11 protein-coding genes, 1 tRNA gene and 2 pseudogenes are annotated in these 13484 nt (G+C 71.1%); 7 read left to right on the forward strand and 7 right to left on the reverse strand.

Going from position 1 to position 13484, the window contains the following annotated elements:
• Positions 1-67 precede the first annotated feature (67 nt).
• A complete protein-coding gene (locus IEY56_RS27135; protein ID WP_175439808.1) occupies positions 68-232 on the reverse strand; it encodes a hypothetical protein in 165 nt (54 codons plus the stop codon).
• 427 nt (positions 233-659) lie between these two features.
• On the opposite strand from IEY56_RS27135, the gene IEY56_RS27140 reads away from it, so the two are divergent.
• Both IEY56_RS27140 and IEY56_RS27145 read left to right on the forward strand, forming a co-directional pair.
• Positions 660-1481: an RNA polymerase sigma factor SigF gene (locus IEY56_RS27140; protein ID WP_189039928.1), complete on the forward strand. Its 822-nt coding sequence runs from the start codon at positions 660-662 to the stop codon at positions 1479-1481.
• A gap of 382 nt (positions 1482-1863) precedes the next feature.
• Positions 1864-3615 carry a SpoIIE family protein phosphatase gene (locus IEY56_RS27145; protein WP_189039929.1) on the forward strand — a complete coding sequence of 584 codons (1752 nt, stop codon included), beginning with the start codon at positions 1864-1866 and terminating at the stop codon, positions 3613-3615.
• A gap of 419 nt (positions 3616-4034) precedes the next feature.
• Here the strand turns inward: IEY56_RS27145 and IEY56_RS27150 are convergent, their stop codons facing one another.
• On the reverse strand, positions 4035-4730 hold the full coding sequence (locus IEY56_RS27150; protein WP_189039930.1) for a hypothetical protein: 696 nt from the start codon (positions 4728-4730) through the stop codon (positions 4035-4037).
• Between the two features lie 396 nt (positions 4731-5126).
• On the opposite strand from IEY56_RS27150, the gene IEY56_RS27155 reads away from it, so the two are divergent.
• Entirely contained in the window at positions 5127-6053 is a 927-nt protein-coding gene (locus IEY56_RS27155) for an alpha/beta fold hydrolase (RefSeq protein WP_189039931.1), read from the forward strand.
• Between the two features lie 398 nt (positions 6054-6451).
• Entirely contained in the window at positions 6452-7240 is a 789-nt protein-coding gene (locus IEY56_RS27160) for an acetoacetate decarboxylase family protein (RefSeq protein ID WP_189039932.1), read from the forward strand.
• Positions 7241-7448: 208 nt separating this feature from the next.
• Here IEY56_RS27160 and IEY56_RS27165 read toward each other — a convergent pair whose 3' ends face one another.
• Complete coding sequence (locus IEY56_RS27165; RefSeq protein ID WP_189039933.1) at positions 7449-8291, reverse strand: LysR substrate-binding domain-containing protein; 843 nt, start codon at positions 8289-8291, stop codon at positions 7449-7451.
• 78 nt (positions 8292-8369) lie between these two features.
• On the opposite strand from IEY56_RS27165, the gene IEY56_RS27170 reads away from it, so the two are divergent.
• The 3 genes and pseudogenes from IEY56_RS27170 to IEY56_RS27185 all read left to right on the forward strand — a co-directional run bounded on the left by IEY56_RS27170 (position 8370) and on the right by IEY56_RS27185 (position 11671).
• Complete coding sequence (locus tag IEY56_RS27170) at positions 8370-9602, forward strand: MFS transporter (protein ID WP_229712244.1); 1233 nt, start codon at positions 8370-8372, stop codon at positions 9600-9602.
• A gap of 381 nt (positions 9603-9983) precedes the next feature.
• Positions 9984-10990 (forward strand): annotated as a pseudogene (locus IEY56_RS27180) (tyrosine-type recombinase/integrase); the annotation flags it as partial.
• A gap of 87 nt (positions 10991-11077) precedes the next feature.
• Positions 11078-11671 carry a hypothetical protein gene (locus tag IEY56_RS27185; protein WP_189039935.1) on the forward strand — a complete coding sequence of 198 codons (594 nt, stop codon included), beginning with the start codon at positions 11078-11080 and terminating at the stop codon, positions 11669-11671.
• Positions 11672-11725: 54 nt separating this feature from the next.
• Here the strand turns inward: IEY56_RS27185 and IEY56_RS27190 are convergent.
• From IEY56_RS27190 to IEY56_RS27205, 4 genes and pseudogenes are all read right to left on the reverse strand, one after another.
• Positions 11726-11810, reverse strand: a tRNA-Ser gene (locus IEY56_RS27190).
• Between the two features lie 102 nt (positions 11811-11912).
• Positions 11913-12413 (reverse strand): tRNA adenosine(34) deaminase TadA, encoded by a 501-nt coding sequence (gene tadA / locus IEY56_RS27195; RefSeq protein WP_189039936.1) that lies wholly within the window; start codon positions 12411-12413, stop codon positions 11913-11915.
• A gap of 185 nt (positions 12414-12598) precedes the next feature.
• A complete protein-coding gene (locus IEY56_RS27200) occupies positions 12599-13141 on the reverse strand; it encodes a tRNA adenosine deaminase-associated protein (protein WP_189039937.1) in 543 nt (180 codons plus the stop codon).
• Between the two features lie 257 nt (positions 13142-13398).
• A pseudogene (locus IEY56_RS27205) lies at positions 13399-13484 on the reverse strand (IS5/IS1182 family transposase); the annotation flags it as partial.

Below are 13484 nucleotides of genomic sequence, written 5' to 3' on the forward strand. Positions count from 1 at the left end.
GCGAGGGCCGACTGCCGAGTACGCCGGCGCTCTCGCGGAACCTCGCGGGAGGGCGGCGAGAACCGAACTAGTTGACGAGTTCCGTCATGAAGTGGCCCACGCCCTGCGCGGCGCTCGATATGCCCTCGAAGCCGATCTGGACGAGGTCGGCGGCCCGGGCTGGAGACGTGATGATCGTATAGAGCGCGAAGACCACCACCACGTAGAGCATGATCTTCTTCGCCTGCACCATCCTGTGCCTCCTGCGGCTGCCTGACGTCCCCGATCGCAGTCGGGTGAGTCTAACCACCGGCACCGCCTGCATGATCCGTGCGAACGGCCCCAAATGGGCCGCAACCAGGGCTCTTTGACGAGGTTCGCCACCACTTTTGCCCCTCCCCCTCACCGTGTGGTTCCCGCCGCGCACACACGCACCGGCAGGGCCGGCGCAGTGCGCCGCGGCGCCCGGCGGACAGCACGCCCGGCCCCGGAACCGGCCTCGGAACCGGCCTCCGAAACGACTTGGTTTGACGGGCGGAAGCCAGGACAAACGGGAGGCCAGTGCTTCGGAAAGCAGGCACAGCGCGGGAGTCGGCAGCCCTTCACCGGCTGGCTTCCACGGCTGCGTCGACACCCGCGCCATCCGACTGGCTGTGCAATCGCGGGAGGTAAGCACCCTCATGAGCGCCGTTCGACTCCAAGGGCGTAGCAGGCACCCCCATCACGACGCTCCGGAGACCGCCGGCGACTTCGAGCGCCTGGCCCGTCTCGGTCCGGGACCGGAAGCCGACGAACTGCGCGAGCGCCTCGTCGCGGCGTGGCTGCCGATGGCGCACCGCCTCGCCCGGAAGTTCCGCAACCGGGGCGAGTCGCTGGAGGACCTGGAGCAGGTGGCCGCGCTGGGCCTCTTCAAGGCGGTCGACCGGTACGACCCCGCGGCGGGCTCCGCCTTCGAAAGCTTCGCGATCCCGACCATCACGGGCGAGCTCAAGCGGCACTTCCGCGACCACACCTGGGACGTCCACGTCCCCCGCCGCGTGCAGGAGCTGCGCAACCGGGTGCGCACCGCCATCGCCACGCTGAGCAGCTCCCTCGGCCGGTCGCCGACCGTCGCACAGCTCGCGGAGGAGTGCGGGCTGTGCGAGGAGGACGTGCAGCTGGGCATGGATGCCCTCGGCAGCTACAGGTCGCTCTCGCTGGACGCGCCGATCGGTGACGGCGACGACGGCTACGCCCTGCTCGACTGCGTCGGCTCCACCGACCCCGGCTTCGATCTGGTCCTCTCCCGAGAGGCCGTCAAGCCCCACCTCCACAGCCTTCCCGAACGCGAGCGCCAGATCCTCTACCTGCGCTTCTTCAGCGGATGGACGCAGTCGCGGATCGCGGCGCACCTCGGTCTGTCGCAGATGCACGTCTCCCGGCTGATCTCGGGAACGTGCGAACGTCTGCGCCGGGACGTGGAGAGCGACCGGCAGCCTGAGCTCTCGCTGGCCGCGGCCTGACACACCGCACAGCCTGACAACCGCGACGGACGGAACGAGACGGACGGAACGAGGGGCGTGCCCGAACCGGGCACGCCCCTTCTTTCTGACTCGTGACCGTCACTGTCCCCGTGCGCCCCCGGAAGCGCCGGTCCGCGGGCCGCTTCCCGCACGTCCGGCAACGGCCGAGATCTCGTGATCTGCCGCACAGGCACCGGTCCCCGGCCTGCGGCGGAACACTTCCCAGCCGCATACGCGTTTGGACTCAACCCGCGGGGTACACAGGGTGGGTTCGCCGTTCACCTGGCGACGTCCGCCTGCCCGCTTGCGGTCCTCGCGACCGGGGGACATATCAATGAGGTGTGCAAGAGTGGCGGCCAGTGGAAGGCGGAGCTGAGGAGGCATGCGCGTGAGCGGTTCCGGCGCCGAAAGACCGACAGGGCACAGCCCTCAGCCGCTCCGGGGGCTGGGCGCCGCCCTGGACGTCGCCATGTACGTCCTGGACGCCCAAGGACGCATTGTCGACGCCAACGCCCAGGCCGAGAAGCTGCTGGCCCGCTCCGCCGAGGAACTCGTCGATCAGGACGCCCACGACCTGCTCCGCCGCAACAGCCGCGGGGAGACGGTCCCGCGCGCCCAGTGCTCGCTGATGCAGGCCTTCCTCACCAACCGCACCGCGCACGGCGCGCAGGACTGGTTCGAACGCGGGGACGGGTCCCTGCTGGAGCTCTCCTGGACGGTCACCCCCTGCCGTATCGGCGAAGACGCTCAGGGCGCCGTCGTCCTCATCCACAAGGAGCGCCCCGACACCTCCACGATCACCGCGGCACAGGACGACTTCCCCTCCACCCCCCTCACCGAACTCGACCGCCTGGCGCTCCTCGCCGAGACGACCACGACGCTGACCTCGACGCTGGACGTCGACGACGCGCTGGACCGGCTCGTGCGGCTCGTGGTGCCGCTGCTCGCGGACTGGGCCGTCATCGACCTGATCACCGAGGGAGGCGACGTCCGGCGGATCGCGGTGTACCACTACGAGGACGGCTCCCTCGTCCGCAAGGAGAGCCTCGAAGGGCGGATGCCGCCCGTCCCCCAGGAATCGTCGATGCCGCTCTCCCGAGCGCTGCGCGGGGTCTCCGCCACGGTCGCCGGACCGCAGACGTACCAGGGCCCGCCCGACTCCAGGGTCGCGGTGGTGCAGCGGGAGATGTTCGAGGCGACCGGTATCCACTCGGCCGCCATCGCACCGTTCCGCGGCCCGCGGGAGGTGCTGGGCGCCCTGACACTGGGCCGCGCGGACAGGGCCGGGGAGTTCGACGCGGGCGAGCTGTCCCTTCTGGAGGACATAACCCGCCGCGCCGGACTCGCCCTCTCCAACGCCCACTTGTACCAGCAGCAGCGCCGCGTCTCGGAGACGATGCAGCGGCATCTGCTGCCCCAGCTCCCCAGCGTGACGGGCGTGGAGATGACGGCGCGGTACCTCGCCGCGCCGAACGCCTCGCAGGTGGGCGGCGACTGGTACGACGCGTTCGTGCTGCCGGACGGCCCCACGGCCCTCGTCATCGGCGACGTCGTCGGCCACGACCTCGACGCCGCGGCGGGCATGGCGCAGGTGCGCAACATGCTGCGGGCCCTCGCCTGGTCCCACCAGGAACGTCCCGCCGCGATCCTCGAACGGCTGGACCGTGCGCTGCTGCACCTGACCGACATATCGATGGCCACGATCGTCTTCGCCCACGTCGAGGGCACCGACGACGGGCAGTGGCTGCTGCGCTGGACCAACGCCGGCCATCCTCCGCCACTCCTCGTGACGCCCGACGGCGAGGCGCGCTTCCTCGAGTACGGACACGGCATCCTGCTCGGCACCGGCGTGGCTCCCGACCGCAACGACGCCGTCATCACGCTCCCCCCGCTGTCCACCGTGGTGTTCTACACGGACGGACTGGTCGAGTCGCCGGGGGAGTCCATCGACGTCGGACTCGCCAAGCTGCGGGAGCACGCGTTGGCGCTTGCGCAGGGCCCCCTGGGCGTCCTCTGCGACCGGCTCCTGGAGAGCGTCCGCCCGGACGACAACAGCGACGACGTCGCGATGCTCGCCTTCCGGGTGCCCGCCGCGCCCTCAGCGGACGGCGCGAAGCCCGCTCTGGCCGTGTGAGACCGTGCCCGAGCGGCCCGCCCCGTCGCACTGTGCGGCGCGGAGGCACCAGGCGTACCCGCACGCCGTCCGCGGCCGGCCCGCAGGTACTTCCTCACTGCCTGTCTGCCGAAGCAGCGGGGCAGTCCTCTGAGTAACCGCGCTGCGCGGACGTACACGTCCCGTCGCACTTCCGTGCGTCCCCGGGCGGACCTTCGGCCATGCCCGGACGGATTCCCGGCCGCGTGCCCGAGCGGACTCCCGGCCTCCGCCCGGCGGGACTCCGGGCCTCCTCATGCGGGCGCCGTCGTGCGTTCCGAGCGGATCGCCCGGGACGTCCGAGCAGGTCTCGACGGCGTCCCGAGCGGCCTCCCTCGTCGCCCTGCGCGCGGGACGCCCTGACGGCCACGTGGCGCGGAAGGCGTCACGCCGATCCTGGCTCAGGCCTGAGCCGTGAGCCCGGGGGCGGGAGCCGCGCCGTCCGGGTTCCAGTCCTCGGAGCGGGCGAGCAGCTGCACCATGAACTGGCGGGCGGTCTCCAGCAGTCCGCGGTCGTCGAGCCACAGCCCGAACTCGAGATCCGCCCTGGAGCGCGCGGTGCCGTTGGCGCTGCCCAGCCACAGCCTGTGCGGGGTGAACTCGGCGACGTCGGCGGCCTTGCCCAGCGTCGCCTCGTCGTGCCACCAGAGCTCGCCGACCATCAGCATCTTCGTGTGGAGTGCGGGCGCGGCGCCGTCCCCCTCGTCCTCCCCCGAGGCGCCCCCGAGCGTGCGCAGCGCGGACAGCCGTACGTCCGCCATGGGGCTCGCCGGCCCGGCGACGGGTGGCCTGCCCTTGGCCGCGAGCGCGAGGCCGGGCAGGCCCGGGAGCGCGCCGGCCGGAAAGCCGGCGCTGCGCTTGGCGGCGTCCCGCAGCAGCTCCACCTGGGTGGGCAGGGCGTGCGGCTCGTCACGGATCACCACGCAGGCGGCCGGATATCCGGCGATGCGCTCCACGAGCTCCTCGTCGTCCAGCCGGTGGAAGGCGCCGAGCAGGGCGGGCCCCAGGCTCCGCGACCGGTACGGCTGCCGCTCCAGGCCGGCGCGGTACTCGTCGATGCCGTCGACGAGTCCGCTCAGGACCCCGGTGCCGAACATGCCGCGGTACGCGCTTCCTCGGGGGGACCGCTTGTCGAACCCGCTCGAGAACACTGCACTCAATTCCGCCCCCTGCGCCTTCAGACCGCCCCACAGGTTCCCAGGATCGACAGGATCACGTGCGGGCGCCACGGCACGCCAGGTACCCGGGGACAGTCAACTGGGTTCATTCTTCCGGACTTTGAGCACGCTGCCGACCAGCCTGCGGGTCGGCCCGAGGAGTGCACCGCGGAGCGTGCCGCTGAGCGCGTTCCCGGCGGGCGGGCACGGCGGCCGCCGCGTGCAGCCGGACGGAGACGAACGAGGCCGGCCTCCGTCCCCGGATATTCGGTGGCCTCCCGGAGCTCCGGGAGGCACTCTGGCGGCGCCATGCCAGGACCGAGGGGGAGAGCAGCTGTGCCAGACGTACGGGCCCACCGCGTACCGGGACCGGCAGGGGAGATCGCAGTCACCGACCACGGCGGCGACGGCCCGGACGCGGTCCTCTGCCACGGAGCGAACCGCACCCTGCTCGACTGGGAGAAGCTGCTGCCGCACCTGACCGGCCTGCGCCTCGTCTCCTACGACCTGCGCGGCCACGGCCGTTCCGACGCACCGCCGGACGGGGACTACGGCTGGGACGCCCACCTCGCCGACCTCGACGCCGTCTGCGAAGCACTCGCCCTGGACGACCCGCGCGTGATCGGTCACTCCCTGGGCGGCGTGATCGCGCTGTGCCACGGCCGGCGGCGTCCGGACGGTCCCGGCGTGGTCGATCTCGACGGCTTCGGCGGAGGCCGTCCCGAGCTCTACCCGGGCCTCGACGCCGAGACCGTCGCGGAGCGGCGCGCGGAGCAGCTCGCCGTCTACTCGGCGGCGCTCAAGCCGGAGATCCTCGACGCCGGCCAGGCGGGTCTCGTCCTGGCACGGGCCCGGCGGGCCGCGGACGCGCTCGGCCTGGACGCGGAGCTGGAGGAAGCCGGAGCCCGGCGTTCCCTCCGGCCGCTGGAGGACGGGCGCCTCCTGCGCAGGCCCGGCGCGTCGGCGCAGAAGGAGCTGATGCGCCCGCTGGAGGGCTGGGACACCTTCACCGCGGTGCGCGAGACGTCCTGTCCGGTGCTCCTCGTGCAGGGCGGGCAGAGACCGCAGTTGTCCGGACTGCCCGCGCCCTTCCGGGAGTTGAACGAGGCGTTGGCGGAGGGCGTACGGCGGGGGCTCGCATCGCTGCGGGAGGAGGCCAGGCCGGGTTTGCGTATCACGAAGGTCCCGGGGGCCGGGCACATGCTGCACCTCCAGGCGCCCGGGGAAGTGGGCCGACTCGTACGGGAGTTCCTCGTGCCGTGAGAACGGGGGCGCCGGGCCCCGGGCGCCGTACTGCGGGCCATGTGCGCGCGGGCGAGCGCCGAGTTCGAGGGGGTGCCAGGGGTGCGGTGCCGGGGCGCGCCGGGCCGTACGGGCGCCCCGCGCTCGATGAGGCGCGAGCACTGGCAGGGCGCCGGGGAGGGGGTCCGGGCGCTCGTCAGGAAACTGCCGGGCGAATCCCCTAGCCTGGCCGGAAGGCGGCCTCATCAGGCCTTTCGCGGACAGGCTTCTCATGCACAGGTCTGTCGTGGACAGGGCTCTCGTGGACAGGGCTCTCGTGCTCAGGGTCGCGGGCCCGGGCACGCCGGCCCCCGCCTTCTTCCCGTCCCGTCGCAGCCTTCGGGCCGTACGGGAGCAGACCCTCCACGGGAGGTGGAGACATGCTGCAGGGCTACACCGTGCCGCTCTCCCCGCGAGGGGAGGCGAACATCGCCTCCGCACCCCCCTGGCACTACGCCGGGGACGTGATCGGCGTCGAGTTCTGGACCGAGCCGGAAGCGGCCGAGGCGACGCTCCCCGAGGGCCTCACCCCGGACCCGGACACATCGGGGCGGGTCGTCGCGCTCTACTTCGACTGGCAGTTCTCGGGCGACCACGACGAGTACCTCGACCCCGTCCGCAGCCAGTACCACGAGTTCTTCGTCCTGGTGGACGCTCACCTGAAGGGCGAGCCGGTGTCGTGGTGCCCGTACATCTACGTCGACAACGACCACGCTCTGGCACGCGGCTGGGTCCAGGGCTTCCCGAAGAAGATGGGGGCGGTGCACCAGACGCGCGTCTTCGCCTCTCCCGGGAAGGCCGCACCGACTCTCTCCCAGGGCGCACGCTTCGGGGCCAGCATGTCCTCGGGGGAACGCACGCTCGCCGAGGCCAGGGTGACGCTCGAGCAGCCGATGAGCGACCCGTCGCCGCTGCTCAGCCGCGACACGATCAATCTGCGCTACTTCCCGCGCCTGAGCGTCGGCCAGTACGACAGGCCGGTCGTCCACGAACTGGTGCGGATGATCGCCGAGGACCAGCAGGTCGCCGACGTGTGGTCAGGCGCGGGAGAGATCACGTTCTTCCCGGCGGTGGGCGAGGAGCTCGCCGACCTGGCTCCGGTCCGCATGGGCATGGGCTTCCGCATGTCGATGTCCTACACCGTCACCGAGGTGCGCGAGGCCCGGTGACGGATGGCGGGTGACGGATGACAGGTGACGACCGACGGCTGACAACTGACAGATAACGGCTGACAGCCGGCAACCAACAGCCGACGACCGACGGCTGACAGATAACAGATAACAGCCGACAACTAACAGATGACGACTAACAGCCGACCGATGGCGGACGACCGACGATGACGTCAGCCGGCCGACGGCCGACGGCCGACGGCCGACGTCAGACCATGCGCCGCAGGGCGGTCTCCACGGCGTCGACCAGCAGATCGCCTTCCGTCCGCGGATGCCGTGCCAGAGCGAGCTCGACGTCCGGCAGGGCGGGCAGGGACCCGGCGTCATGGCAGGCCATGGCCGGTTCGACGTTCGCGGGCATGAGCGCCGCCACGCCGAGCCCCGCCCGTACCGCCGCGAGCACCCCGGCGAGGCTGTTGCTCTCGAACGCCACCCGCCAGCGCAGCCCGGCACGTTCGAGTGCCTCCAGCACGGAGGTGCGCCAGAAGCAGGGGCTGGAGAACAGCACCACCGGCAGCGGATCGGCCGCCGCCTCAACTCCCGGGCCCATGGCCCAGGTCAGCGGGCGGCGGACAGTCCAGCGCGGCGGCCCCGGTACGTCCAGCACGTGATCGAGGACGAGCTGGACGCGGCCCGCGTCGTAGGCCTTCCGCATCTCGGCGCTGGACAGGCTCAGTACCTCCAGCGTCGCGTCGGGGTGCAGCCGGGCGAGGTCGGCGAGGGCCTGCGAGAGCCGGGACGCGGCGAGGTCTTCGAGCAGCCCCACCCGGCAGTGCCCGGTCAGCGCGCGGCCGGTCTCGGTGAGCGCCTGCGCGCAGAGGGAGAGGATGCGCTCGGCGTACGGCAGGAGCTCCTCACCCGCCCGGGTGGGCGAGACGCCGGACGGCGAGCGGTGCAGCAGCGGACGGCCGACGGCGCTCTCCAGCCTCCTCAGCTGCTGGCTGAGCGCGGGCTGGGTCTGTCCGAGCGCGGTCGCGCCGCGGCTGATGCTGCCGGCGCGCACGGCGGTGACGAACGACCGCAGCAGCGCCGTCTCGAGATCCCGGACCATTGCCATAAGAATCGATTATGCAGCCTCCAATTAATTAACCGCTACCTATGGGAGACCGGTTGACCTAGCGTCATGCGGGTGACCGGATACCGACAGGTTCTCGCCGTACCGGGAATGGCGTCCCTGCTGGGCGTCTCGCTGCTCGCGCGCCTCGCGATCACGGCCGACGTGATGGCGCTGACCATGTACGTCGTGCTCGACCTGGACATGAGCTACGTCGCGGCGGGCGGCGTCGCCGCGGCTCTCACCGCCGGGGTGGCTCTGGGCGGGCCGCTGCTCGGACGCGTGATCGACCGGCGGGGACCTCGCACGGTGCTGTTCGCGACGTGCGCGGCGCAAGCCGTGTTCTGGCTGAGCGTGCCGATGATCCCGTACGGGGTACTGCTGGGCGCCGCCTTCGCGGCCGGACTGCTGATGGTCCCGGCGCAGGCGGTGACGCGGCAGGCGATCGCCGCGATGACGACGGAGGGGCAGCGGCGGGCCGCGTTCGCACTGGAATCCGTGCAGGGCGAGCTGTCGTACATGGTGGGCCCGCCGGTGGTGATCCTCTGTGCGGCGGAGGCTTCCTCCGGCGTGATGGCGTGGGGCATCGGTGCCGCGATCGTCGCCGGGGGAGCCGGGCTCGCCTTGCTCGACCCGCCGCTGCGATCCGGGCGCGAGTCGCAGGCCGCGGCCGCCGGACGTCCTTCCCGCCGCGACTGGCTGGGCCCCGGCATGATCGCCGCGCTGGTGATGTCGTTCGGCGTCACGATGCTGCTCAGCGGCACCGACCTGGCCATCGTCGCGGCCCTCGAGGAAGAGGGGCAGGTGTCGTGGGCCGCGGTGATCGTCGCGGTGTACGGCCTGTCCTCCGTCACCGGCGGACTCGTGTACGGCAGGCTCTCCCGGCCGCTGCCCACATGGCTGCCGCTCGGCCTGCTCGGGCTGGCGACGCTCCCCGCCGGACTGGCCGGCGGATGGCCCTGGCTGTGCGTGGCCGTCGCCTGCGCCGGACTGCTCGCCGCCCCGGCCCTTTCCGCGGTGGCCGACGCCGTGAGCCGGCTCGCGCCCGCGGGCGTACGCGGTGAGGCGACGGGTCTGCAGTCCTCCGCGCTGAGCGCGGGCTTCGCGCTGGGGTCGCCCGTCGTGGGCGGAGCCATCGACCTGACCAGTCCGGGGGGCGGCTTCGCGGCGGCCGGGCTGGCCGGCGCCGCCGCCGCACTGGCCGGCTACCTGCTCTCCCGCCGCACACCCACCCGCGGGCGGCCCCCCTCAGCACACTCGTCCCCCGACGCCGCACCGTCCGCGGCCGAAGCCCGTCCCGGCACCTGAGACACGGCTACTGACGTGCGCTGCGGTGGTGAGTAGTCGCCGTACGGCCTGAGGTTCCTCAGCGGGCCCCGCCCGGCGGACTTCGTTGGGCGGGCCCCTGGTGCCGGGGAGAGTTCAGCGTTTGAGCAGAAAGGCGAAGTCGCCGCTGAGCTTGCCGGTCAGCCGGGCCGCCGACACGAGCCACACCGGAGACCGAGACGCCCCCACGCCGAAGGGCCGGACCCCTGCCGGGTCCGGCCCTTCGTTCATCTGCGGTAGCGGTGGTGTGCTGGTTCAGGACATCGGAAACCTGTGTCTCGGGTCATCGGAAACGGTGTCTCGGGACATAGGAAGCCTGGCCGGGTCGATGCTCGACGGTGTCGAAAGCCAGGTTGATCATTACTGCGCGTCGTTGAGGACAGGTCTCAGGCTGAGGTTGCGCGTGAATACGGGGCTTCGAAGGGGTGGGTCAGCAAGCTGATCGCCCGCTACAGAATCGAGGGCGAAGCGGCCTGTGTGCCGCGCTCACGGCGGCCTCACACCTCGCCGGGAGGCTTCTACGGGAAGATGCAGGCGGATGGACGCCGGGCGGGCACGATTCATCAGATTCACCGAACCTTCCGTACCGCACTCAATGAGGCTGTCCGGCGCGGCCACCTGGCCCGCAATCCGGTACAGCTTGCCAAGGCGCCTCGCCTTAGTGATGAGGAGATTGAGCCGTACACCGTTGACGAGGTGAAGCGGCTGCTGCGAACCGCGGATGAACGCCGCAACTCCGCTCGCTGGGCCGTGGCTCTCGCGCTCGGGTTGCGGCAGGGTGAGGCTTTGGGCCTGAAGTGGTCGGATGTGGACATGGAACGCGGCGTGCTGATGGTGCGTCGGAGTCGTCGCCGTCCGCGCTACGCCCACGGGTGCGGCGACACCTGCGGCCGGAAAGCCGGGTATTGCCCCCAGCGGCAACGCACCAACCCGGAGAAGGCTGACACCAAGTCGCGCGCAGGCCGTCGGGTGGTGGGCCTGCTCGCACAACTCGCGGATCTGCTCAGGGTTCACCAGGTGAAGCAGGAGGCCGAACGGGCGAAGGCGGGGGACACGTGGGCGGATCAAGGCTGGCTCTTCGCCACCCGGGACGGACGCGGTACCTCGTCCCGTATCGACTACGACGACTGGAAGGAGCTTTTGGCCGACGCCAAGGTGAGGGATGGCCGCCTTCACGACGCCCGCCACACCGCCGCCACGGTGTTGCTGATCCTCGGAGTCTCCGAGGGCGCCGTCATGGGACTCATGGGGTGGTCTACCACGGCCATGGCGGCGCGATAGACGGACTCATCTGGAATCCGAGCAGCGACTGCCTGGACGATGATGACGATGGGCCCGCCGGGCAGCTCGCGCGGGCTGGTCAAAGGTGACTGTGGGCCGCAGTCCTCGAATGAGGGCTGCGGCCCAACCTGTCGAAATTGACGCCTGTCCGGTGTCCGACCTTGCATCCTGCCGTCATGGACGAAGGACTTGTGGCGTTAGTGACGGCGGGCGTGGGGCTGGTCGGCGCGCTTGGTGGCGCAGCCATGGGCGGACTGGCTGCGGTCCGTGGAGCGCGGATGGGCGCCGAGACCACGGCGCGCGCAACGATCGAACAAGCTCGGACCCAGGAGCGTGCTCAGCACGACCACTGGTTGCGGGACGAGAGGAAGCGTGCGGCGGTCCTCATGCTTGAGATGTACGACAGGTTCACCATCGCCGCATCCAACGTGACGCGCATGTTCGACCTGGAGATCGAGGCATCAGCCGACGTCTGGAGTGCCTATTGCACGAGCATTAGCGAGATTCGGACGGCCTACTTCCCCCTCCGTCTCCTCGGACCCGCTCGGGTGCACCAGGCGGCACGTGAGCTCTGGCAGTTGATCGAGACGTACCACGAAGGGATCCAGGAGTGGGCTGACGGCATCATGACGGCAACCGACGAAATCAGATCCGGGTGGCGGGCTCGCGACGAGCAGCAGAGGTACAGTCTCGGACGTGCACACAGCGACTTGATTGATGCTGCAAGCGAATCAATACGGGGCGACGGCACCCTCCTGCGCTCGAACTGAGACGGAACAGAATGAAGGGCCCGGTCCAGATGGACCGGGCCCTTCATCTACCTGCGGTAGCGGTGGGATTTGAACCCACGGAGGGTTGCCCCTCACTCGCTTTCGAGGCGAGCTCCTTCGGCCGCTCGGACACGCTACCGAGAGGCACTCTAGCCCAATCGGTGCCGTGTCCCGAAATCCGTTCCGGCGGCCGGTCGGCAGGCGGCCGCCCCGGCGCCGCAGCGCCGTCCGTCGCGGCCGGTCAGGGGGAGCGGAAGAAGTCGGTCAGCAGGCGGGCGCACTCGGACTCGAGGACGCCGGCGATCACCTCGGGCCGGTGGTTGAGCCGCCGGTCCCGTACGACGTCCCACAGCGAGCCCGCGGCGCCCGCCTTCTCGTCGGCCGCTCCGTAGACGACGCGGTCCAGCCGGGACAGCACGGCGGCGCCCGCGCACATGGTGCACGGCTCGAGCGTGACCACCAGGGTGCAGCCGTGCAGCCGCCACTCTCCGAGGGCTCCGGCGGCCGCGCGGACCGCGACGATCTCGGCGTGGGCAGTCGGATCGCCGTCCGCCTCGCGGGCGTTGTGACCGGCTCCGATCACTGAGCCGTCCGGGCCGAGCACCACCGCGCCGACCGGTACGTCGCCCGTCTCCTCCGCCCGTGCGGCCTCCGCGAGGGCCTGGCGCATCGGCGCCTGCCACGGGTCACGTACGGGGTCGGAGCCGGGCGGCGGAGGGACGGTGGTGGGGACGTCTGTCATGGCAGCCAGTGTGCAACCGGGCGGCGCCGGCCGTGCGCGCCCGCACGGAGTGAGGGGTGGAGCGCGAGGAGGGCTCCGGGGGCGGAACGTGCGTGCCGCCCGCGCAGGTCCGGCCCGTGGACCGGTGTGCGGGCGGCGGCTCTTACGTGCTCGGCTTCTGCCGCGCACGGCATCCGCGCACAGCGTCAGCGCACGGCTTCCAGGACGTCCGTGCAGCCGAGCGCGTCCGCGATCTCGCTCAGCGCGTCCTCGGGAGCGAGCGAGACCAGTGCCTTGTCGTCCATGCCGAGGTCGGCCAGGAGCTTCGCGTCGCCGATCGGGCCGGGTGGCGTGGTGTCGCTGCCGCCTGCCTGGTCGCCGCTGTCGAAGCCTTCCTTCGAGTCGGGCTCACCGTCCTCCGTGCCGTCGAGGTCGACGAGCTGGTCGAGCGCTTCCAGGTCCTCCGGTTCGCGGCCGAGCAGTTCGTCGGAGAGCAGGATCTCGCCGTACGAGCTGCGCATGGCAGCGGCGGCGTCCGAGACGAAGACACGCGGGTCGTCCTCGCCCTCGATTCTCACGACGCCGAACCATGCGCCCTCCTGCTCGATGCAGGCGAGCACGGGCTCGTCGTCGGTCGCGGCCTCCCGGGCCAGATCGGCCAGGTCGGCAAGGGTCTCCACATCGTCGAGCTCTGTGTCGCTCGCTTCCCACCCGTCTTCGGTGCGCGCGAGCAGTGCGGCGAAATACACCGTGACTCTCCCACTGGTATCTGAGGTGCCCGATGGCTGTTGACGAGGAGTACACCCCCGCCCCAATCGGCATCGTGGCAGAAACCGGGGCGATGCGAAGGGTCTTCGACAGTGCGTCGTGCGGGTGTTTGCGCGTTTCCACAGCACAAGCCCCAAAATGGGGACGCAGGGTTACATCTCTTTGACCTGGTGTCGCGAACGGGCCGTGATTCCGCGTCGGCATCGTCGGTCCGTCGCCCTAGGGCGTGTCCGGAAAGTCATGTGGCGAGCCAGAGTTGTAGGCAGGCGATGGTGACCATGGCCTGGTAGTGGCGGGCGAGTTTGTCGTAGCGGGTGGCGAGGG

The organism is Streptomyces daqingensis, from assembly GCF_014645895.1.
Lineage (GTDB): Bacteria > Actinomycetota > Actinomycetes > Streptomycetales > Streptomycetaceae > Streptomyces > Streptomyces daqingensis.